Origin of the sequence: Curtobacterium sp. NPDC090223, from assembly GCF_044746585.1 — a bacterium.
Taxonomy (GTDB): Bacteria; Actinomycetota; Actinomycetes; order Actinomycetales; family Microbacteriaceae; genus Curtobacterium.
The window spans coordinates 885,155-906,475 of sequence record NZ_JBIVCN010000001.1; the positions used below are offsets into that span (position 1 = coordinate 885,155).

Here is a 21,321-nt window from a genome sequence, read left to right on the forward strand (position 1 = left end):
CGTACGGAACGGCCGTTCGCTGATGATCCTGATCGACCGTCAGCGCCCATCACACTCAGCGCCGAGCGCCCCCACATCGGTCGATCTGCGGATCTTGCACCAGGAGGACCGTCCGAGTGCTCCGAGAGCACCTAGCCTTGGCTGATGCTCTCCCGACGCGACGCCGCCGTCCGACTCGACATCCCGATCGAGATGGCGACGCACCACGGCATCCCCTCGCGGCTCAGCGAAGCGGAACTCGAGGCGATCGAGCAGGACCCGCCCGCCTGGCTCGTGCAGTCCCGGGCCAACCGCACGGGCGCCAAGAAGGTCTGGGTGCACCTGCAGTGCGCGGTCTGCGGGTACGACGAGACGGCGCGGCCGAAGAAGTGGTGGCCGGACTGGGACCAACTGGTCTGCGACTACCACGCGCCGTACCAGGCTCCGGAGCCCACGGCCGGGCGCGTCCGGCGCGAGGTCGAGGGCATCGGCAGCCGCTTCGTCGCGCTCGTCGACGAGAAGCCGTAGCCGCCGCCGCGCTCGGCCCGGGAACCCCGCTCGCTACCCGACCGTGACCGGGACGGCGTACGACGGCGTCCCCTGTCCGGCCGCGTTGACCGGGATGACGCGGACCATGTCGTTCCCCGCGGGCAGGCCGGTGAGCGTCATCGGGCTGGACGTCCCCGTCACCGAGGTGCGCCCGTCCGAGAGGACGTAGCCGGTGACGGGCAGCCCGCCGTCGTCCGTCGGCGGCGTGAACTCGACGGTCACCGACCCGGTCCCGGGGGTCGTGCTGGTGATGGTCGGGCGGCTCGGGGCCATCACGGTGACCGGGACGGTGCCGAACCGCGTCGTCGCCGGCTTGCTGACGTTCCCTGCTGCGTCGACGGCGAACAGGACCACGGTGTACTGCTGGCCCGCCGGCACGGACGGCACGGTCGCCGTGGTGCCGGAGACGGTGAGCGGTGTGCCGCTCTGCGGGGTCGCGCCGGCACCGGTGCCCTGCACGAGGCGTGCGACCACGGACTTCGCGTCCGTCGAGGCGGACGCCTTCCAGCTGACCTTCCGCGGCGAGGTCGCGGACACCCTGACCGAGGTCGGCGCTGCCGGCGCTGTCACGTCGGAGCGCGCCTGCCACTGCAGCGTCCCGGTCTGCGCGTTCGCGTCCACGCAGTACTGGGTGAACGACATGTCGACGGTGTCCGGGAGCCCGGTCACCGGGTCGTTGCGGAACTGCTTCACGGTCTCGGTGCCGGTGGTGTCGCAGCCGCTCGAGTCCACTGCCGTGAGCACCTTGTAGCCGCCGCTCACGGTGGTCTTCCGTGTCCCGACCGGCAACGGGCCGTCGCCCGGCCCCTCGACGTGGACGCTCACCGCGCTGCCGGAACCATCGAGGCGGTCGGCGTTGAAGGTCCACCCACCGGCGACCGCGACGACCGTCATGGCCGTGGTGGCGCTGGTCACCTTCGTCGTCTTCCCCTTGTCGACGATGTCCTTCCCGGACGAGGTGATCCCGGTCGTCCCGAGGTACGCGGAACCGGTGAGCGGCACGGTCCTGGTCGTCGTCCCCACCTTCACGCCCAACGAGGCGGTGGCGGGCCCCGCGGTCTTCGGCGCGAAGCCGACCGTGAACGAACACGTCGCGCCGGCGGCGAGCGTGGTTCCGCAGGTGCTGCCGCTGACGGAGAACGACGTCGCGTTGGCCCCGCTGACCGTCGGTGCGGCGAGGGGGACCGCGGTCGTCCCGGTGTTGTGCACCGTCTCGACCTGCGTGGTCTTCGGGAGGCCGATGAACGTCCGCGCGAAGACGATGTTCCGAGCGCCGAACACCACCGAGCCCGCGGCGTCCTCCCCGAAGCGGAACTCTCCGATGCCGGGCACGAGCGCGTCGAAGCGCGTGATCGTGCCGTCGGTCGGGTCCGACGCGATGTCCAGGACGTCGAACTCGCCGGAGATCTCCGTCCCGTTGATGCGCAGCGTCGGCACCGTCGCGCCGTAGGGCTGCTCGCCGACGAGCCGGTACACACCGGTCGTCAACGGCTCGCCGTCCGGCGGGGTCAGCACGAAGGAGGCGCTCGTCGTGGCGGTGACCGTCATCCGGGCATCGATGCCGCGGGTGGTGTCCGCGAGGAGGCGCTGCACGTTCGCACCGTCGGCGAACTGCGGCGTGCCGCGGTCCGAGTAGAGCGGCGAGCGGATCTGCAGCACGCCGCCGGTCGGTGTCGGCGCTGCAGTCGCAGCGGACGCCGTCTGCAAGCCGGTGAACCCGAGCGCGCTGACGGTGAGGAGCGCGGTAGCGGTCATCGCCGCCGCGCGAGTGGATCGCTGCATGTGTCGTCCGTTCCGGTCCCCGAGTCCGTCCCGCCCGGGACGACGCCGGTGACGCTACTCCGGAGGCGGGCGGCGCGGTCGCTACCCGGGACGCTTGTGCGACCGGGCGATCGCGTAGTGCCGCAGCCGCACGGTCCCCCGGCGCTCGGTCGACACGAGCGTCGCGGAGTAGTGCTCCAGCATCGCGATCGAGCCGACGTTGTCGTCACGGCACACCGCGAGCACGGGGTCGATGCCGATCCGCGATGCGTGCGAGAGCACCTGGCCCAGCGCCCACGTCGCGACGCCGCGACCGCGGGCCGACGGACGGATCCCGTACCCGACGTGACCCAGCCGCGGCACGCTGTCGTCACCCGAGGAGCGGAGCGCGATGCCGCCGAGGACCCGCCCGTCCTCGGCGATCCACCAGAGCGCGCCCGGGCCGGCGTTCAGTCGGTCCACCCACCGGACGAAGCCGGCCTCGGTGCCGACGTCGTCGTGCGCGGTGATCCCGAAGCCGTCCTCGTGCAGGCCCGGCCCCCACTCGTCGTGGGCCTCCGTCCACGCCGCGTGGGCCCCTGCGTGCGGTCGCACCAACTCGAGCATGTTCGAGTATCACAGGGAGACGGCCCGGTGCGCGATGGTCTAGCGGCCGAGCTGCGGTTCCCGGGACGCCATGCCCGCCGCGCTCGCACGCGCGACGGCGTCCGGCAGCGCCGCCAGGAACGCGTCGACGTCGGCGTCCGTCGAGGTGTGCCCGAGGGTGATGCGGAGCGCGCCGCGGGCCTCGTCATCGGACAGCCCCATCGCGAGCAGGACGTGCGACGCCTCGGGGACACCGGCCTGGCACGCGGAACCCGTCGACACCGCGACCCCGGCGGCGTCGAGCAGGAACAGGAGCGAGTCGCCCTCGCAGCCGGGGAACGTGAAGTGCGCGTTGCCCGGCAGTCGGTCGACCGGGTCGCCGCGGAGCACCGCGGACGGCACCGCCTGGAGTACCCCGGCCACCAGTCGGTCCCGGAGCGCGCGCACGGATGCGTGCGGTGCGGACGCGGCGACGCCGAACGCGATCGCCGCCGGGGCGTCCTGCGTGCCGCTCCGGACCTGTCGCTGCTGCCCACCGCCGTGGATGAGCGGCTCGACGGTCGCACGCCGGCCGAGGACGAGCGCACCGATCCCGACCGGACCGCCGATCTTGTGCGCGGAGACGCTGAGGGCATCGAGCCCGGAGTCGCGGAAGGACACCGGGACCTGCCCGTAGGCGGCGACCGCGTCCGCGTGCACGGGAACACCGGCGGCGTGCGCCAGCTCCACGATCCGGGTGACCGGCTGGATGGTCCCGACCTCGTTGTTGGCCCAGAGGAACGTGACCAGGGCGACGTCCGAGGCGGCGGCGAGCCGAGCCTCCAGACCGGCCAGGTCGACGCGACCGTCCGCGTCCAACGGGACCACGTCGACGACGGCGCCGTCGTGGCGCTCCAGCCAGTCGACGGTGTCGACCGTGGCGTGGTGCTCCCCCGCGGCGACCACGATCCGGGGCCTGGGCCGGTCCTGCTGGCGGGCCCAGAACAGGCCCTTGATCGCGAGGTTGATGCTCTCGGTGCCCCCGGAGGTGAACACGACCTCGACGGGTTCGGCGTCGAGCGAGGCGGCGACGCGGGCGCGGCCGTCCTCGAGCAGCATCTTCGCGCGCTGGCCGGCGCTGTGGATGGACGAGGGGTTGCCGACGGTCGCCAGGGCATCGGTGAACGCGGCGAGCGCCTCGGGCAGGATCGGTGTGGTGGCGGCGTGGTCGAGGTAGACCGGCATGGGTGCCCCCTTTTCGAGCGTTTTCAGGATACCCGCGGGTCCTCGTACCCTTGTCGGATGCACGAGATCGCGATCGACATCGACCAGGGCCTCCGGCTCGGCGACGGTGCCGCGCGCTTCGCGATGCGATCGGCCACCGCGACTTCGGCGACACTCGTCGTCGACGGACGCGGGTCCGTGACGCTCGAGCGGCTGCCGGAGACCGACGTCTGGACGGGGTCCCTCGAGGGCGTCCGTCCCGGGGACACGTACCACCTGCTCGTCGACGGGCCGACGGGTGGACGCCACGACTTCGACCCGACGCGACCGCTGCTGGACCCGTACGCACGAGGGATCGTCCGTTCTTCCTCGTCGGATGCTGCCGGCGGGGCAGCCCGGTGGACCAGCGTGGTCGTGGACGACGCCTTCGACTGGGGCGACTCGGTCAAGCCCGTCGTCCCCCTGGACCGTGCCGTCGTGTACGAGGCGAACGTGCGCACGCTGACCGCGGCGAACCACGCCGTCCCCGAGCACCTCCGCGGCACCTACGCCGGCGTCGCGCACGAGAGCACCATCGCGCACCTGCAGCGCATCGGCGTCACGACGCTCGAGCTCCTGCCGGTGCACGCGTTCGACACCGAGCGCTGGCTGCAGGACGCCGGGCGGGAGAACGCGTGGGGGTACAACACCCTCGGGTTCTTCGCGCCGCACGCCGGACACGCGTCCGCCGGTGCCCGCGCACAGGGTGCGGACGGGGTGCTCCGGGAGTTCAAGGGGATGGTCCGGCTGCTGCACGAGGCCGGCATCCAGGTCGTCCTCGACGTGGTCTACAACCACACCGCCGAAGAGGGCCTCGGCGGGCCGACGTCCTCGCTCCGCGGGATCGACGGCGCGAACCGGTACCGCTGGTCGTCCGACGACACGTACTACGACACCACCGGGTGCGGGAACACGCTCGACACCTCGGTGGAAGCCACCGCGGACCTGGTCCTCGACAGCCTGCGGTACTGGGCGCGCGAGGTGCAGGTCGACGGCTTCCGCTTCGACCTGATGGCGGCACTCGCGCGCGATGCGTCCCACGTGTTCGACCCGTCGCACCCGGTGCTCGAGCGCATCCGGCACGACCCGGACCTGCAGGACGTCCTGGTCATCGCCGAGCCGTGGGACGTCGGGCCGGACGGCTGGCGCACCGGGGCCTTCGGCGGCTCCGGCGACGGGACCAGCACGAGCGAGTGGAACGACGGCTTCCGGAACACCGTCCGGCAGTTCTGGCTCACCGACATCGCGCAGGAGCGCCGCTCCGGGGTTCCCGGATCCGGGATCGGGCCGCTCGCCGGTGCACTGACCGGGTCGCGGAGCCTGTTCGGTGTGCCACGAGGGCCGCTCGCCGGCGTGAACTTCGTGACCGCGCACGACGGGTTCACGCTGCACGACCTGACGGCGTACGACACCAAGCACAACGCGGCGAACGGCGAGGACGACCGCGACGGCTCGAACGACAACCGCTCGTTCAACCACGGCGTCGAGGGCGAGACCGAGGACCGCGGGGTGCGTGCGGCTCGCGGGCGCTCGATGCGGAACCTGCTCGGCACGCTGTTCCTGTCCGCGGGGGTCCCGATGCTCACCGCGGGCGACGAGCGCAGTCGCACGCAGAACGGCAACAACAACGCCTACGTGGTGTCCGAGGACCTCACCCCGGTCGACTGGTCCGACGACGAGGACGCCGAGGCGATGACGGAGACCGTCGCGGCCCTGACGGCGCTGCGGTCGGCGCACCCGGCGCTCCGGCCGTACCGGTTCGGTGTCGACGGGCAGAGCACGCCGAGCGCGTCGCGGATGACCTGGTACGGGCCGGACGGCGGCCCGATGACGGGCGAGTGGTGGGACCAGCCGATCCACCGCGCGGTGCAGTGGTACGTGGAGTCGACGCCGGAGCACGAGCCGTACGACCGGGTGCTCGTCGTGGTGCACGGCAGCGGCCGGACCCGGGACCTGACGCTGCCGGTGCGGGACGACGTGCTCGCGTACCGCTTGGCGTGGTCGAGCGAGAAGCACCGCGACCACGACCGGCACCGGCCGGCCGGCACGGTGTTCACCGCGTACGGCCCGGGCATCCACGTGTTCGACGTGCTCTGACGCGGCGGGGTGGCGCGTGCGGGTGGCGGCGCGGCGGGCGGGTGGTGGCGCGTGCGGCGGGTGGCGGGTGGCGGGTGGCGCCCCCGAGTTGCCGAGGCGCCGCTCCCGCCGCAAGACGCCGCCCTGTCCCCGAGACGCCGCGGAGTTCGGCGGTGTCTCGGGGAGTGTGCGGCGTCTCGGCTGGCGAGCGGCGCCACGGGCCCGGACGGCCCGGCGGTGTCTCGAGCAGTTCGGGGTGTCTCGCGGCATTCCGGGGAACACGGAGGGCGCTGCCGGGTAGCGTCGGGTCCGTGGCCACCGCAGACCGACCCCGGCGTCCGAAGATCGGGCGCATCCCGATCACCGAACTCGCCCCGAGGACGCCGAACGGCTTCCCGGGCAAGGCGTTCGACGGCGAGGTGATCACGTTCGGCGCAACCGTCTTCCGAGAAGGACACGGCGTGATCGGCGCCGACCTCGTCCTCGAGCGACCGGACGGCGGCACGAGGACCGTGCCGCTGACGCTCGTTGCAGCCGGCACGGACCGCTACCAGGCCACTGTGCAGGTCGACCACGTGGGCGTCTGGGCCTGGCACGTCGAGGCCTACGCAGACGACTGGGACACCTGGCTGCACGGCGCCCGCCTGAAGATCGCGGCCGGCGTGGACACCGAGGCCACGCTGCTCGACGGCGCGGTCCTGCTCGACCGCCTCGCCACCGAGACCGACTCCCCCGCGGCCACCCGTGCCGCCGCGCGCGTCCGGGACACCGACCTCGACCCGGCCGAACGCCTCGCCGCGGTCGACGACCCCCGCATCGCCGCCGAGGTCGAGGAAGCACCGCTGACCTCGCTCCGCACCCACTCGCCCGTGCAGCTGCTCGACGTCGAGCGCACCCGCGCCGGCGTCGGCGCCTGGTACGAGTTCTTCCCCCGCAGCGAAGGCGCGAAGCGGAACCCGGACGGCTCGTGGAAGAGCGGCGACTTCCGGACCGCGGCGCGCCGGCTGCCCGGTGTGGCACGGATGGGCTTCGACGTCGTCTACCTGCCGCCGATCCACCCGATCGGGCACACCGCCCGCAAGGGCCCGAACAACACGCTGGACGCGGGCCCGAACGACCCGGGCAGCCCGTGGGCGATCGGCTCGGCCGAGGGCGGCCACGACGCGATCCACCCCGACCTCGGCACCGAGGACGACTTCCGCGACTTCGTCGAGACGGCGAAGAACACCGGGATGGAAGTCGCGCTCGACTTCGCGCTGCAGTGCTCCCCCGACCACCCCTGGGTCACCGAACACCCGGAGTGGTTCACCACCCGCGCCGACGGGTCCATCGCCACGGCGGAGAACCCGCCGAAGCGGTACCAGGACATCTACCCGATCCAGTTCGACTCCGACCCGGAAGGCCTCGTCACCGAGGTCGAGCGGGTCCTCCGGCACTGGATCGACCTCGGCATCCGGATCTTCCGCGTCGACAACCCGCACACCAAGCCGCTCTGGTTCTGGGAGCGCGTCATCCGCGAGATCCGCGACGAGCACCCGGACACGGTGTTCCTCGCCGAGGCGTTCACGCGTCCGGCGATGATGCGGGCGCTCGCCGAGGCCGGCTTCCAGCAGTCGTACTCGTACTTCACGTGGCGCAACACCAAGGACGAGATCGCGGACTACTTCGACGAACTCGCCCACGAGACCAGCGACTACCTCCGCCCCAACCTGTTCGTGAACACGCCGGACATCCTCACGGAGTACCTGCAGTTCGGCGGCCGTGCCGGCTACAAGGTGCGGGCGGCGCTCGCCGCGACGGGTGCGCCGACATGGGGCATGTACTCCGGGTACGAGCTCTTCGAGGACGTCGCACGACCGGGCTCCGAGGAGAACATCGACAACGAGAAGTACGAGCACAAGCCGCGCGACTTCGCCCTCGCTGAGGCCGAGGGAGCCAGCCTGGCACCGTACGTCACGATGCTGAACCGGCTCCGCTCCGCGCACCCCGCGCTGCGGCAGCTCCGGAACCTGCACGTGCACGAGAGCGACGACGACGCCATCGTCGTGTACTCCAAGCACCTCCCCGGGCGGTTCATCCGCTCGGGCCGCGACGACACCGTGATCGTCGTCGCGAACGTCGACCCCCACTCCGCCCGTGAGGCGACCGTGCACCTCGACCTGAGCGCGCTGGGGCTCGATCCCGAGCAGCAGTTCGACGTGCGGGACGTCGTGACGGGTGCCCGGTGGGTGTGGGGATCGTCGAACTACGTCCGCCTGGACGCATTCCAAGAGCCAGTGCACCTGCTCGTCGTGGAAGGACCGCACCGATGACCACCGACCCGAACGAGGCCGACCGGACCACACCCCGGGACCGCGGACAGGGGCCGAGCGTGCCACCGGTCCAGCCGCCGCCTCCGAGCACACCCGCCGTGCAACCGCCGCCCCCGCCGGTGGCCGCACGCCCGGCCGCGCCCGTCCCCAGCGCGCCTGCTCCCAGCGCGCCTGCTCCCAGCACACCTGTTCCCAGCCCGGTGCCGTCCCGCGCACCGCAGCCGGCACCCCGGACTGAGCCGCGGACCTCCGCACCCGGAGAGGACCTCCCCGGGGCACGCCTGCCGCGCCGCGAGGCCCCGGACCGCGGCGTCGAGGAGTCAGCCACGCTGGCGGGGCACTCCCCCGACGCAGCGCACCCGCGGCACGTCAGCGAGGCACCGGACGACCGCGGCGTGCCCGCGGAGACGACCCGGGCCTCCGGCGCGACCACCATCACTGCCGGGGCCGACACGGCCGCGCCGGAGTCCGACACGGATGCGACCGGACCCGACGCGGGTACGACCGCACCCGACGCGGGCGTGGCCGGCACGGCTCCGCGGCCCGCCCCCCTCGAGGACTGGCTGCGCCAGGCCGTGGCCGAGGGCCGCTGGTCCCAGCCGCACGACGTCCTCGGCCCGCACGCCGTCGACGGCGGCACGAGCATCCGCGTGGTCCGACACCTCGCGCACGCCGTGCGCCTGGTCCGCCTGGACGGCGACGACATCGAGCTGACCCACGAGGGCGACGGCCTCTGGGCCGGTACCACCGCTGAGACGCTCGGCCGGTACCGGGTCGAGGCGGACTACGACTACGACGAGACGACGGACACCGACGACGCCACGTGGACGACCGACGACGCGTACCGGTTCCCGCCGACGCTCGGCGACCTCGACCTGCACCTCTTCGGCGAGGGCCGCGACGAGCAGCTCTGGCACCACCTCGGCGCCCACGTCCGCACGATGGACGGTGTCGACGGCGTGGCGTTCTCGGTCTGGGCACCCCGCGCCACCGCCGTCCGCGTGATCGGCGACTTCGAGGGCTGGGAGGGGCGCACGACCGCGATGCGCCGCCTGAGCGACCTCGGCGTCTGGGAGCTGTTCTGGCCCGGCGCGCTCGAGGGCCAGCGGTACAAGTTCCAGATCCTCACCGACGGCGGCTGGGTCGAGCGGGCCGACCCGTTCGCCCGCCGCACCGAGGTCCCCCCGCTCACCGCCTCCGTGATCACCAGCTCCGACTACGAGTGGTCGGACGGCGACCGGGCATGGATGGACCACCGCGCGAAGACGACCACGCACGACCGGCCGATGAGCGTCTACGAGGTGCACCTCGGCTCGTGGCGCCCCGGGCTGAGCTACCGCGAGGTCGCCGACCAGCTGATCGGGCACGTGCAGTTCCTCGGCTTCACGCACATCGAGTTCCTGCCGCTCGCCGAGCACCCGTTCGGCGGATCGTGGGGCTACCAGGTCACCGGGTACTACGCCCCGACGGCCCGCTTCGGCTCCCCCGACGACCTCCGGTACCTGATCGACCGGCTGCACTCCGCGGGCATCGGCGTGATCATGGACTGGGTCCCCGGACACTTCCCGAAGGACGAGTGGGCACTGGCGAAGTTCGACGGGCACGCCCTGTTCGAGCACCCGGACCCCCGCCGCGGCGAGCAGCTCGACTGGGGCACCTACGTGTTCGACTTCGGGCAGCCGCAGGTGCGGAACTTCCTGGTCGCGAACGCGCTGTACTGGATGGAGGAGTTCCACATCGACGGCCTCCGGGTGGACGCCGTCGCCTCGATCCTGTACCTCGACTACTCCCGCACCGACTGGCTGCCGAACATCCACGGCGGTCGCGAGTACCTCGAGGCGATCTCGTTCCTGCAGGAGACGAACGCCACCGCCTACAAGCGCTACCCCGGCATCGTGATGATCGCCGAGGAGAGCACCTCGTGGCCGGGCGTCACCCAGCCCACGAGCGCCGGCGGCCTCGGCTTCGGGCAGAAGTGGAACATGGGGTGGATGCACGACTCGCTGCAGTACATCGAGCGTGAGCCCGTGTACCGGAGCTACCACCACGACGAGCTCACGTTCTCGTTCGTCTACGCGTTCAGCGAGCAGTTCACGCTGCCGATCAGCCACGACGAGGTCGTGCACGGCAAGGGGTCGCTCTACGGCAAGATGCCCGGCGACGAGTGGCAGAAGCTCGCGAACGTCCGGGCGTACCTGGCGTTCATGTGGGCACACCCCGGCAAGCAGCTGCTGTTCATGGGACAGGAGTTCGCGCAGATCTCGGAGTGGTCCGAGGCGCGCGGCCTCGACTGGTGGCACCTCGACGACCCGGGGCACCGTGGCGTGCAGGACCTCGTCGCCGCGCTGAACCGGGTGTACAAGGACACCCCGGCGCTCTGGACGCACGACTCCACCGCCGACGGGTTCGAGTGGATCGAGGGCGGTGACGCCCCGCACTCCACGATCGGCTTCCTGCGGAAGACCGGGGACGAGCGGCTCGCGGTGTTCGTGAACTTCTCCGGTGTCCCGGTGGAGCGGCGCTTCGGGCTGCCGGTCGCCGGGCAGTGGCAGGAGGTCCTCAACACCGATGCCGCCGAGTACGGCGGGTCCGGTGTCGGCAACCTCGGCGTCGTCACCGCCGAGGACACCCCCTGGGCGGGACGCCCGGCGTCGGCGCACCTGGTGGTGCCGCCGCTCGGCGCGGTCTGGCTGAAGCTGACGCGCTAGACGCGACCACATGGACGGACGGGAGGCCCGGTGCCAGCTGGCACCGGGCCTCCCGTCCGTCGTGGGGTCACGTTGGCGCGTGTGGCGGCCCCCACCACGCGAGACACCCCCGAAGCGCCGAGACGCCGCCGGGATCGGCGGCGTCTCGGGAACCCGGCGGCGCCACGCGAGCCAGGCGGCGCCGCGCGCGGCGCCGCGCGCGCTCAGTACAGGGCGTTCGCCAGCCGGCGGCGTGCCGCCACGACGCGCGGGTCCTCCGCACCGATGAGCTCGAAGTACTCGACGAGCCGGACACGCAGTGCCTCGCGGTCCTCGCCGAACACCGTCGGGACCAGGTCGAGCAGCCGCCCGAAGGCGTCCTCGACGTGCCCGCCGCTGATGTCCAGGTCGGCGACCGCGAGCTGCGCGCCGACGTCCGAGGGCGCGTTCCCCGCCGCACTGCGGATCTCGTCCGCCGTGCGGCCGTTCAACCGGTCGAGCAGCGAGACCTGCGCCAGCCCCGCGACGGCCATCTGGTCGTGCGGGTCCTGCGCGATCGCGGTCTTGTACTCCTGGATCGCGGTGGCGTAGTCGCCCTGCTCGATCGCGTCGTACGCGGCCTGGTGGTGCGGCGGCAGGGGCTCCGGCTCGGGCTCGCCCTGCTCGGCGCCCTCGGCCGGGGCAGCAGCGCCGTCCACGGTCACGCGACCGGAGATACCGTTCTGCTCGGCGGCCTGGAGCACCTGCTCGTAGACGTCACGGACCTGCGCCTCGGGGAGCGCACCGACGAAGAGTCCGAGCGGACGGCCGCCGATGAGCGCGGCGACGGTCGGGATCGACTGCGCCTGGAACGCCTGGACGAGCTGCGGGTTGGTGTCCGCGTCGACCTTGGCGAGCACGATGCGCCCCGCGTACTCCTCGGTGAGCTGCTCGAGGATCGGCGAGAGCTGCTTGCACGGCCCGCACCACTCCGCCCAGATGTCCACGATGACGGGGACGACGGTGGAGAGCTGCAGGACGTCCTGGAAGGTGTCGTCGGTGATGTCGACGACGAGCGACGGGACGGTGAGGTCCGCGCCGGTCTCGGAGCCCGGGACGCCCGACGGGACGCCGCCGGACGCGCCCGGGCCGCCGGGCTGCTGCTGTGCTGCCGGTCGTTGGGCACGGTCGACCAGGGATGACAGGTCGACGGCTCCGCGGAGTCCGGACGGGGTCGGGGGGACGTTCGTCATTGCACCTCACTCGCTGCGGTCAGGCCCTGCGTGAACCCGAGCAGGACTATCTTGTCGTCCGACCCGACGGCCGGCACGGAGAAGAGCAGCTGGACGCCGTAGGTGGCGCTCACGCCCTTCTTGCTGGAGTCGACACCGGACAGGGCCTTCACGGCCCCCTCGGTGTTCACCTCGGCGCCGGACGCGGTCGGCGTGACCTTCTCGATCTCGTTCAGGTTCACCGAGACCAGGGCGCCGGCACCGTTCGTCGCGAGCGCCACCGCGGTGCCGTCGGGCGACTCGGACGAGTACTCGATCTTCGCGGTGTCCGGCAGCGACGCGGACTTCTTGTCCTTGTACTCCTTGCCGATCTTCGCGCGCAGGTCGTCGCCGTCGGACTGGAAGAGGTCCGCGTACTCGCTGTCGGAGTCCTTGGAGAGGATGTCGCCGTAGGCGGTCGCGACCTGGTCGGGTGCGAGCGCGAGGAGCTTCGTGTCCGGTGCGAGCTGCGCCGTGCCGATCGACACGGGGGCGACGGACGGCAGCTTGGCGTCGGCCTCGAGGGAGACGTCGTACATGACCTTGTAGTCGTCGCGTGCCGACTCCTGCACGAGCGTCAGGGCCTGCGGCGCGGTCTTCGCGTCGTCCGGGTCCGACGCCACGACGAACACCGTGCGGGGCCAGGTGTCGGTCTGCTGCGGCAGCGAGACCGAGATGTCCGACGCCGAGATCGCCGGCGGCGCGTCGACGTCGGTGTCCTTCGCACGGATCGCGTAGTTGGCCTTGCGCAGCTCGAGCGCCGGCCCGGTGAAGCGGGTCTCGGCGAGGGTGGCGTCACGGTCGGCGTCCGCCTTCGTCGCGACGTCGGCCACGCGGCTCACCACGCGGCTGATCTGCTGGCGGGTGGCCGCGGTGGGCTCGGTCTGCTCGGCGGCCCCGGTCGCGGATGCCGTCGGCGTCGGCGTGGCCGATGCGCCACCACCCTGCGGCCAGTACTCCGAGGAGCAGCCGGTCAGGGCCAGGGCACCGACGAGCACCACGGGGACGGCGACCATCGACCGGCGGCCACGGCGGGACCGCGACGGCACCTGGGCGCCGGCGGCGGCGGCGCGGCGGGATGCCCGGACGCGCGGCGGACGGGTCCCTCCGCTGCGACGCCGCGGCCCGCGGGAGCGACGCTGGTGCAGGAACGCCCAGATGAGCAGCGCGATGCCACCGAGGACGAAGATGCCGCCGGCGGTCATCAGCGGGCCGACTGACGGGGTCGCGGTGTCACGCGGCCAGGTCACGGAGACGTCGGAGGGCGCTGCGGACTTCCCGTCGCCGACGATGATCACCGAGGTGTCGGCGGGGAGCCGCACGGTGAACTGCCCGGCACCGTCGTACTCCTGGTACCAGAGGTCGCTGCCCTTCGGGTCCGGGACGCTCGACGCGCTGCCGGTCGTCTTCGCGACGAGCTTCGACGTGTCGGCGTCGTAGCGGAGCGTGGCGTGCTCGGCGTCACCGATCCAGGCACGCACGTCGGAGGTCTTGCCGTAGGCCGCGAACACCGTGCCGGAACCGGCGACGTTGATCCGCTGGTACCCGGGGTTCGCGTTGAGGACGGTGCCCGGGATGACGGTCACCGGCGCCTTCGTGGTCGTGGACGTCTGCGCGACGATGGAGGACGGTGGGGCGAACACGGTCCGCTGTGCCACACCGAGGCCGACGAGCAGCAACCCGATGACGAAGGCGACGATCGCCAGGACGAATCGCACGGATCTCTCTCCCTCCGCGCCGGGGTGGGGGAATCGGCGCGCGAATCAACGGCCCAGGATACGCGAGACACGCTGGATGGCGCATCCCGGCCCACTGTCCACAGGCTCAGACGCGGCCCCAGCGGCACCACTACACTCGACGCGCGGGCGGCACCGAGTCGTCCGGAGGAGCAGCGGGAGCGACACGTGGCGAACGACGAGGCAGAGTTCGGGACCGAGATGCGGGGGTACCGCAAGGACGACGTGGACCGCGCTCTGAACGACCTCCGTCGCGAGCTGATCAAGTCGAACAACGACCGAGCCGAGGCCGCGAAGGAGATCCGCCTCCTGCAGACGCGCGTCGCCGAGATGCAGGGCGAGCTCGACGAGGCGGGCACCCCGACGTACAGCGGACTCGGCACGCGCCTGGAGTCCACCCTCCGCGTCGCCGAGGAACAGTCCACCCGGCTGATCAGTCAGGCCGACATCGACGCGCAGCGCCTGCGCGCCTCCAGCCGCGCCGAGGCCGACCGCACCGTCCGTGAAGCCGCCGAGGAAGCCCGCGAGACCCTCGAGGACGCCCGCACCCGCGCCACGAACGAACTGGCCCGCGCCCGCGCCGAGTCCGCCGACACCGTCGAACGCGCCCGTGCCGAGGCCGGCATGCTCACGCAGGACGCCCGGAACGAAGCCGCCGCCATCCGGGGTGCCGCCGTGACCGAAGCCGCCGAGACCCGTTCGGTCGCGATCCGCGAGACCAACGCCCTGCGCGCCGGCGTCGAGCACGAGGTCGCCGAACTCCGCGAGCTCGCCCAGCGAGAAGCGGCCGACGCGCGAGCCGCCGCCGCGGACCTCGACCGCGAGACCGAGCACCGCCGCAGCGTGTTCGACGCCGACCACGCCCGCCGCGTCGAGGACCTCGACCGCGACGAGCGCACCCGCCGTGAATCACTCGAGCGGGAGATCACCGACGGCCGCGCCGCGTGGGAGCACGAGCACGCCGAACGCAGCCGCGCCCTGGAGCTCGAGATCGCGACGGGCCGTGCCGACCTCGCCGCCGAGGTCGACGGCCGTCGCGCCGAACTCGACGCCGAGCTCGCCGACCGCAGGCGCGTCCTCGACGAGGAACTCGCCGCCGCCCGCGCCGGGTGGGACCGCGAGCTCGCCTCCTCCAGGGCAGCCCTGGCGCAGGAGATCGAGGCGGCTCGCGCCCAGCTCCGCGTCGACGCCGAGCAGACCGCCGCCGAGAACGAGCGCCTCGTGCAGGAGACCGCCGACCGGATCGCCCGCGAGACCGACGAGCACCGCACGCGCATCGAGCGGGAGCGCGCGGAGGCCCTCGCCGCGGCCGAGCGCGCGGCACAGGACCACGACGCCGAGCTCGCCGCCCGTCGGGAACGCGAGCACGCCGAGGTCGACACCGAGATCGCCGACCGCCGGAGCAACGAGCTCGGCGCCCTCGAAGCCGAGCGCACCGCCCTCCGTCAGGAGATCGACACCGCGCGTGCCGACCTCGCGAAGGAGCGCGACGAGGTCCGCGCCGAGATCGCCCGTGAGCGCGACGAGGCCCGGACGACCCTCGAGTCCGAGCTGGCCGGCCGCCGCGACGACGCCGAGCAGGAGTACCTCCAGAAGCACCACGAGACCGTCACCGAGACGCAGAAGTACCTCGACGAGGCGAACCTGCAGCTCGCAGAGGCCACCCGCCGCGCCACCGAGGCCCGGGAGCGCGCGGAGCGGCTCCAGCAAGAGGCCGACGACCTCGAGCGCACCAGCACCGCCGACGCCGAGGAACACGCCCGGACCCTCCTCCACCAGGCGAACGAGCGCGCGCACCGCATCGTCGCCGAAGCAGAGGAGCGCACGGCCGCGCAGATCGCCGAGGCAGAGGACCGCCTCGCGGCGATCCGGACCGAGCGCGAAGCGGTCGCCGGGTACCTCGAGAACCTGCGGGGCGTGCTGTCGCACGCCGCCGGCGTCGTCGACGAGTCCCCGGCCGGCGCGGACGCCACCAACTCCTGAGACGCGACCCGGTCCGGAGGCCGTGCCCGAGCCTCCAGACCGGGTATACGCCGTCAGGCGGCCGGGTTCGTCCCGGTGCTCAGCGTGGCCAGTGCGTCGGCAGCGGGGCGCTGCCCGGCACCACCAGGTCCGCGATGGCGTCGAGGACGATGCGGACGTAGCGCTCCCCCACCCAGAGGTGTTTCGCACCCTCGACGGGCACCACGCGCACGTCGGGCGCGACGGCGAAGCGGCGTGCGGCGTCGTCCGGCTGCAGGAAGTCGTCGTGTTCCGGGACCAGCGCCACGACCGGTACGTCGACGTCGGCCCAGCGCGCGAGTTCCTCGTCGGTGGTGCGGTGCAGCGGCGGCGACAGCAGGACGACACCGGCGACCGTGCCGGCCTCGACGTGCTCCACGGCGTGCTTCAGGATCACCTCGGTGCCGAAGGACCAGCCGACGAGCCACGGGGTCGGCAGCCCGCGGTCGACGACGTCCGCGACCGCGGCCCGGAGGTCGAACCCCTCGGAGACGCCCTCGCCGAACGTCCCCTCGGACGTGCCGCGGGGCGAGGTCACCGAGCGGAAGTTGAACCGCAGCACGGCGATGTCGGCGAGTTCCGGCAGCCGGGCGGCCGCCTTCTTCAGGACGTGCGAATCCATGAACCCCTGCGCGGTCGGCAGCGGGTGCAGGGTGACGATCGTGCCGCGCGCGGGGCGGTCCAGTGGCTCCGCGAGCTCGCCGACGAGGGTGAGGTGGTCGTCGGTGACGAGTTCGATCTCGGTGCGGCGGGCGGGGAGCACGGTGGCGGAGCGGATCTCGGTGCTCTCGTCGGTCGTCATGCGGTCCTCCAGCAGTGCGTGTGCCAGTGTCGGCGGGACGCCAGGTCGGCCGCGTCGCCGAGCACGCCGTCGGTACGCCAGACGACGACGTGCGCGACGCCGGGCAGGACCGCGCCACCGCAGCCCGGGCAGACGTACTCCTTCTGCGCGGACGCGGCGGAGATCGGCTGCACGGCGTACTCGCGGCCGCGACGGACCTCGGTCCGCTTCCAGCCGCTCATCAGGCGGTCGAGGCCGGACTCCTCGGGATCAGGGATCGCGACACGACGATCGTCGACCCGACCACGCGGACGCCGCGGCCGGTTGCTGCGCGGCATCCGGGAGCGCCGATCAGTACCAGTTGAACGACTGGCTGTGGCCCCAGGCGCCGCACGGGGTGCCGTACACGCCGGAGATGTAGTTGAGACCCCAGGTGATCTGCGTCGCCGGGTTGGTCTGCCAGTCGGCGCCGGCCGAGGCCATCTTGCTGCCGGGCAGGGCCTGCGGGATGCCGTAGGCACCGCTCGGGTTGTAGGCGTTGACGCGCCAGCCGGACTCCTTGTTCCACAGGGAGACGAGGCAGTTGTACTGGTCGGTGCCCCACCCGCGCGCCGTGACGAGCTCGAGCGCGATCGCCTGGGCGCTGCCCGGGTCCGGGGTGGCGGCGACGGCGGCGATGCTGTTCGACGCGGTGACCGACGTCGTCGCCGCGGTGCTGTCCGTCGTCGCGCTGTCGTCGTCGTCGGTCTCGGTGGCTGCGGGCTTGACGACCTTCGGCGCCGGCTTCGTGATGTCGTAGCCGTCGCGGGTCACGTCGAACGCGGCGTAGGTGCCGTGCGCCGTGTACTGCTGCGGGACCGCCGGGGCCTTCGTCAGGACCGGGGTCGAGACCGCTGCCTGCGCGACGTCGGCCTGCAGCGGGTTGAAGAGCGACCCGCCGACGAAGCCGAACACCGCGAAGAAGGAGAGCGCGGGGATCGTGGCGCGCTTGCGCATGAACCCGTTGAGGCCGCGCTCGGAGACCGGTTTGAAGGCCTTCGGCGCGGTCGTGCGGGCGACGCTGGCGCGGCGCTGCTTCACGATGCGCGGGTCTGCCGGCGTCGCCGGGGTGAGTTCCACCCGGGGACTGACGCGGTTCTCCGCGACGGACTTGGGAGCGACGTGCCCGGATGCCGGCGTCGTCGCCGTCGGGTTCGTCTGCGCGACCGAGGTGTCCGCGGTGCGGATTCGGTTCTGTGCCGCGCGGCGTTCGCTGACCACGGGGTGGTCGAACTGCTGCCGGGATGCGCGGTCGGATCGAATGTCTGCCGTGTGCCTGCCCATGAGTCCGTCCAGGATAACGGAACGATCACGGAAAACGAAGCACCGGAGCACGGCGCGTCGGTTCGGGTCCGGCGGCGTGCGCGATCGGGACTACCGGACGGCGAGCATGACCTCGACGACGGCGTCGAGGAGGGCGTCCACCTGGGCCTCGCGGTACCCGCCGTGCTTCGGGCGGAACACGATCGAGCGCACCTCGGTGAGGCTCAGCGGCTTGCCCTCACGGAAGTAGCCGTCGAGTCGCTTCGCGAACGCGTCGACGTCCTTCGGGTGGTAGCCCGTCGCCAGGTAGTTCACGCGGTGGAAGCGTTGCCCCTCGGGTCGTTCCAGGCGCGCGACGACGTCGGACGCCTTCGTGCGGGCCTCGGCGTACCAGGACTTCTGCCCGACCTCGGCGATCTCGCGCTCGCGCTCCCGGGTGGCGAACGCGTCCTCGAGCCGCTCGAGCGCGGCGTCGACGTGCTGCGTCGAGTAGCCGCCCTTCTTCATCGAGAAGGCGGTCGCGCGGATCTTCGCGGCCTCGATGCCGGGGGCGCTGTCGTTGGCCGTGTAGGCGGAGCGGGCGTCCTCGAGGAAACGCTCGACCTCGTCGATGTCGTAGCCGAGGACCGAACGGGGAGCTGTCGGGAACGTCGTGGGCACGGCGACATTCTGCCAGGACACTCCCCTGGTGCGAGCTGGACGCGCGGGTCAGTGGTTGACGACGAGGTACAGCAAGTAGGCGACCGCGGCGGACGGCAGGATGCTGTCGATCCGGTCGAGGAGACCACCGTGCCCGGGCAGGAACGACGAGATGTCCTTGATGCCGAGGTCGCGCTTGATCATCGACTCGGTGAGGTCGCCGAGCGTCGCGGAACCGGAGATGAGCACGCCGAGGACGATGCCGGTCCACCACGGCAGGCCGAGCATGAGCCATGCGACCAGGATGCCGACGATGATGCTCGCCGCCACCGAGCCCGCGAGCCCCTCCCAGGTCTTCTTCGGGCTGATCCGCGGTGCCATCGGGTGCTTCCCGAAGTTCAGTCCGGTGGCGTAGGCGCCCGTGTCGACGGCGACCACGACGAGGATGAACCCGACGACCCAGAGCGCACCGTCCTGGAGCGCGGAGAGCAGCACGACGCAGGCGCCGAGCAGCGTGACGTAGGCCTGGACGAACAACCCGTTCGTCAGGTCGCGGAAGACGTTCCCCGCCGAGGGCTTCTGCCGGGCGAACGCGACCTCGACCAGGCGCCAGAGCGTGATCAGCACGATGCCGCCGAGGATCGTGAAGAGCGCCTCGACCTGCCCGCCGAGGAACGCCGCCGGCACCATCGCGATCGCGGTGGCGACGCTCGGGATCCGAGGGACGTCGCGGCCCGCGAAGCGCATCGCGCTCGCGAGCTCCCACACGCCGAATCCGATCAGGAACGCGGCGACCACCATGAAGGCGGGCTCCCAGATCAGGAGCGATCCGAGCATCACCACCGCGAACGCCAGGGCGATCGCGATCGCGGCCGGGAGGTTCCGCCCGGTGCGCGCCGTCAGCGCCTCGTTGCGGGCGTCGAAGGACGCGCGGCGCTGACGGATCTGCGCCTCGAAGTCCGTCCGAGCGGCTCGGGCCCTGGCATCGAAGTCGTGCCGGAGACCCTTCGCCGACGGACGGGTGTCATCTGCTGTGGGGCGGTCGGCGCCCTCGTCACGACGGGGCATCAGACCTCGAGGAGTTCGGCTTCCTTCTTCTTCAGCGCGTCGTCGATGAGGTCGACGTGCTTCTTGGTGAGGGCCTCGAGGTCCTTGTCGCCGCGGGCGATCTCGTCGTCCGAGATCTCGCCCTTCAGCGCGTCGAGGTCGTCCTTCGCCTTGCGGCGGATGTTGCGGATGACGACCTTGTGGTCCTCGCCCTTGCCGCGGACGAGCTTGACGAACTCCTTGCGGCGGTCCTGCGTGAGCTCCGGGATCGTCACGCGGACGATCTCGCCGTCGTTCGTGGGGCTGGCACCGAGGTTCGGGAAGGTCGCGATGGACCGCTCGATCTCCTTCAGCGCCGTCTTGTCGTACGGCGTCACGATGAGCGTGCGCGCCTCGGGGGTCTGCAGGGACGCCAGCTGCGCGAGCGGCGTCGGGGACCCGTAGTAGTCGACCGGGATCTTCTGGAAGAGCGCGGCGTTGATGCGGCCGGTCCGGACGGTCGAGAAGTCGTCCTTGGCCACGTCGACGGCCTTGGCCATCTTCTCGGTGGCTTCGCTCATGACATCACTGATCACGGTGGTTCTCCTTCGGTACGTCGTCGAGTCTAGTCAGCCGGGCAGGTCAGTTGCTGACCACCGTGCCGATGCGCTCGCCACGGATCGCGGCCTGGACGTTGCCCTCGCCCTCCATGCCGAAGACGTGCATCGGCATGCCGTTGTCCATGCAGAGGGAGAACGCCGTGGCGTCGACGACCTTGAGGCCCTTCAGCAGCGCGTCCTGGTAGGTCACGTGGTGCAGCTTCTCGGCGGTCGGGTCCTTCTTCGGGTCCGCCGAGTACACGCCGTCGACGCCGTTCTTGGCGACGAGGACCTCGGTGGCACCGATCTCGAGCGCACGCTGCGCCGCGACGGTGTCCGTCGAGAAGTACGGCAGACCGGCACCGGCGCCGAAGATCACGACGCGGCCCTTCTCGAGGTGCCGCTCGGCGCGCCGCGGGATGTAGGGCTCGGCGACCTGGGTCATGCTGATCGCGGACTGCACGCGCGTGGCGGCACCAGCCTGCTCGAGGAAGTCCTGCAGCGCCAGGGCGTTCATCACGGTCCCGAGCATCCCCATGTAGTCGGCACGTCCGCGGTCCATGCCGCGCTGCGAGAGCTCGGCGCCGCGGAAGAAGTTCCCGCCGCCGACCACGATGGCGACCTCGACGTCACGCGCGGCGACGGCGATCTCCTTCGCGATGCTGCCGATCACGTCGGGGTTGACCCCCAGCGAACCGGCACCGAAGGCCTCCCCGGAGAGCTTCAGCAGGACCCGTCGTCGTCCGGTCTTCTCGTCGGTCATGTGCTCGCCCTTCGTTACGGAGTCGTGCGGTGT

Annotated in this window: 17 protein-coding genes; 5 read left to right on the forward strand and 12 right to left on the reverse strand. The window is 72.0% G+C overall.

Features of this window, described 5'->3' with window-relative positions; genetic code table 11:
* The first annotated feature begins 144 nt into the window (after positions 1–144).
* Complete coding sequence (locus ACIPJY_RS04130) at positions 145–507, forward strand: hypothetical protein (protein WP_400459093.1); 363 nt, start codon at positions 145–147, stop codon at positions 505–507.
* Positions 508–540: 33 nt separating this feature from the next.
* Here ACIPJY_RS04130 and ACIPJY_RS04135 read toward each other — a convergent pair whose 3' ends face one another.
* The 3 genes from ACIPJY_RS04135 to ACIPJY_RS04145 form a co-directional block, all read right to left on the reverse strand.
* Positions 541–2,310, reverse strand: coding sequence for a choice-of-anchor D domain-containing protein (locus ACIPJY_RS04135; protein WP_400459090.1), 1,770 nt, complete (start codon positions 2,308–2,310; stop codon positions 541–543).
* Between the two features lie 81 nt (positions 2,311–2,391).
* Positions 2,392–2,883 carry a GNAT family N-acetyltransferase gene (locus tag ACIPJY_RS04140; protein ID WP_400459087.1) on the reverse strand — a complete coding sequence of 164 codons (492 nt, stop codon included), beginning with the start codon at positions 2,881–2,883 and terminating at the stop codon, positions 2,392–2,394.
* 51 nt (positions 2,884–2,934) lie between these two features.
* Positions 2,935–4,098 carry a cysteine desulfurase family protein gene (locus tag ACIPJY_RS04145; protein ID WP_400459084.1) on the reverse strand — a complete coding sequence of 388 codons (1,164 nt, stop codon included), beginning with the start codon at positions 4,096–4,098 and terminating at the stop codon, positions 2,935–2,937.
* Positions 4,099–4,155: 57 nt separating this feature from the next.
* On the opposite strand from ACIPJY_RS04145, the gene ACIPJY_RS04150 reads away from it, so the two are divergent.
* The 3 genes from ACIPJY_RS04150 (at position 4,156) to glgB (ending at position 11,212) form a co-directional block, all read left to right on the forward strand.
* Positions 4,156–6,213: a glycogen debranching protein gene (locus ACIPJY_RS04150; protein WP_400459081.1), complete on the forward strand. Its 2,058-nt coding sequence runs from the start codon at positions 4,156–4,158 to the stop codon at positions 6,211–6,213.
* Positions 6,214–6,503: 290 nt separating this feature from the next.
* Complete coding sequence (locus ACIPJY_RS04155) at positions 6,504–8,504, forward strand: maltotransferase domain-containing protein (RefSeq protein WP_400459078.1); 2,001 nt, start codon at positions 6,504–6,506, stop codon at positions 8,502–8,504.
* Positions 8,505–9,025: 521 nt separating this feature from the next.
* Positions 9,026–11,212 carry a 1,4-alpha-glucan branching protein GlgB gene (glgB, locus tag ACIPJY_RS04160; protein ID WP_400460856.1) on the forward strand — a complete coding sequence of 729 codons (2,187 nt, stop codon included), beginning with the start codon at positions 9,026–9,028 and terminating at the stop codon, positions 11,210–11,212.
* A gap of 203 nt (positions 11,213–11,415) precedes the next feature.
* Here the strand turns inward: glgB and ACIPJY_RS04165 are convergent, their stop codons facing one another.
* Together ACIPJY_RS04165 and ACIPJY_RS04170 are read right to left on the reverse strand one after the other, a co-directional pair.
* On the reverse strand, positions 11,416–12,423 hold the full coding sequence (locus ACIPJY_RS04165; protein ID WP_400459075.1) for a tetratricopeptide repeat protein: 1,008 nt from the start codon (positions 12,421–12,423) through the stop codon (positions 11,416–11,418).
* Entirely contained in the window at positions 12,420–14,159 is a 1,740-nt protein-coding gene (locus tag ACIPJY_RS04170) for a hypothetical protein (RefSeq protein WP_400459072.1), read from the reverse strand. The genes ACIPJY_RS04165 and ACIPJY_RS04170 overlap by 4 nt, the downstream gene beginning before the upstream one ends.
* Before the next feature lie 186 nt (positions 14,160–14,345).
* Between ACIPJY_RS04170 and ACIPJY_RS04175 the strand changes: the two genes are divergently transcribed.
* Positions 14,346–16,160, forward strand: coding sequence for a hypothetical protein (locus tag ACIPJY_RS04175; protein WP_400459070.1), 1,815 nt, complete (start codon positions 14,346–14,348; stop codon positions 16,158–16,160).
* Between the two features lie 79 nt (positions 16,161–16,239).
* Here the strand turns inward: ACIPJY_RS04175 and ACIPJY_RS04180 are convergent, their stop codons facing one another.
* From ACIPJY_RS04180 to pyrH, 7 genes are all read right to left on the reverse strand, one after another.
* A complete protein-coding gene (locus tag ACIPJY_RS04180) occupies positions 16,240–16,980 on the reverse strand; it encodes an alpha/beta hydrolase (RefSeq protein ID WP_400459067.1) in 741 nt (246 codons plus the stop codon).
* Positions 16,977–17,297, reverse strand: coding sequence for a hypothetical protein (locus ACIPJY_RS04185; RefSeq protein ID WP_400459064.1), 321 nt, complete (start codon positions 17,295–17,297; stop codon positions 16,977–16,979). Before ACIPJY_RS04185 ends, ACIPJY_RS04180 begins: the two co-directional genes overlap by 4 nt.
* 13 nt (positions 17,298–17,310) lie before the next feature.
* A complete protein-coding gene (locus tag ACIPJY_RS04190; protein ID WP_400459061.1) occupies positions 17,311–18,282 on the reverse strand; it encodes a hypothetical protein in 972 nt (323 codons plus the stop codon).
* A 90-nt stretch (positions 18,283–18,372) separates the two neighbouring features.
* Complete coding sequence (locus ACIPJY_RS04195) at positions 18,373–18,921, reverse strand: DivIVA domain-containing protein (protein ID WP_400459058.1); 549 nt, start codon at positions 18,919–18,921, stop codon at positions 18,373–18,375.
* 48 nt (positions 18,922–18,969) lie between these two features.
* The gene (locus tag ACIPJY_RS04200; RefSeq protein ID WP_400459055.1) at positions 18,970–19,968 is read right to left on the reverse strand and encodes a phosphatidate cytidylyltransferase; all 999 of its coding nucleotides are present in this window, start codon (positions 19,966–19,968) and stop codon (positions 18,970–18,972) included.
* Positions 19,968–20,522 carry a ribosome recycling factor gene (frr, locus tag ACIPJY_RS04205; RefSeq protein WP_400459053.1) on the reverse strand — a complete coding sequence of 185 codons (555 nt, stop codon included), beginning with the start codon at positions 20,520–20,522 and terminating at the stop codon, positions 19,968–19,970. Before frr ends, ACIPJY_RS04200 begins: the two co-directional genes overlap by 1 nt.
* Positions 20,523–20,568: 46 nt before the next feature.
* Positions 20,569–21,288: a UMP kinase gene (pyrH, locus tag ACIPJY_RS04210; protein ID WP_123653732.1), complete on the reverse strand. Its 720-nt coding sequence runs from the start codon at positions 21,286–21,288 to the stop codon at positions 20,569–20,571.
* Positions 21,289–21,321 lie beyond the last annotated feature (33 nt).

Coding starts and splice junctions, on each gene's coding strand:
- ACIPJY_RS04185 (WP_400459064.1), bottom strand. CDS start 17,297: ATGCCGCGCAGCAACCGGCCGCGGCGTCCGCGTGGTCGGGTCGACGAT.
- ACIPJY_RS04150 (WP_400459081.1), top strand. CDS start 4,156: ATGCACGAGATCGCGATCGACATCGACCAGGGCCTCCGGCTCGGCGAC.
- ACIPJY_RS04145 (WP_400459084.1), bottom strand. CDS start 4,098: ATGCCGGTCTACCTCGACCACGCCGCCACCACACCGATCCTGCCCGAG.
- ACIPJY_RS04190 (WP_400459061.1), bottom strand. CDS start 18,282: ATGGGCAGGCACACGGCAGACATTCGATCCGACCGCGCATCCCGGCAG.
- pyrH (WP_123653732.1), bottom strand. CDS start 21,288: ATGACCGACGAGAAGACCGGACGACGACGGGTCCTGCTGAAGCTCTCC.
- ACIPJY_RS04130 (WP_400459093.1), top strand. CDS start 145: ATGCTCTCCCGACGCGACGCCGCCGTCCGACTCGACATCCCGATCGAG.
- ACIPJY_RS04135 (WP_400459090.1), bottom strand. CDS start 2,310: ATGCAGCGATCCACTCGCGCGGCGGCGATGACCGCTACCGCGCTCCTC.
- ACIPJY_RS04165 (WP_400459075.1), bottom strand. CDS start 12,423: ATGACGAACGTCCCCCCGACCCCGTCCGGACTCCGCGGAGCCGTCGAC.
- ACIPJY_RS04200 (WP_400459055.1), bottom strand. CDS start 19,968: ATGCCCCGTCGTGACGAGGGCGCCGACCGCCCCACAGCAGATGACACC.
- ACIPJY_RS04180 (WP_400459067.1), bottom strand. CDS start 16,980: ATGACGACCGACGAGAGCACCGAGATCCGCTCCGCCACCGTGCTCCCC.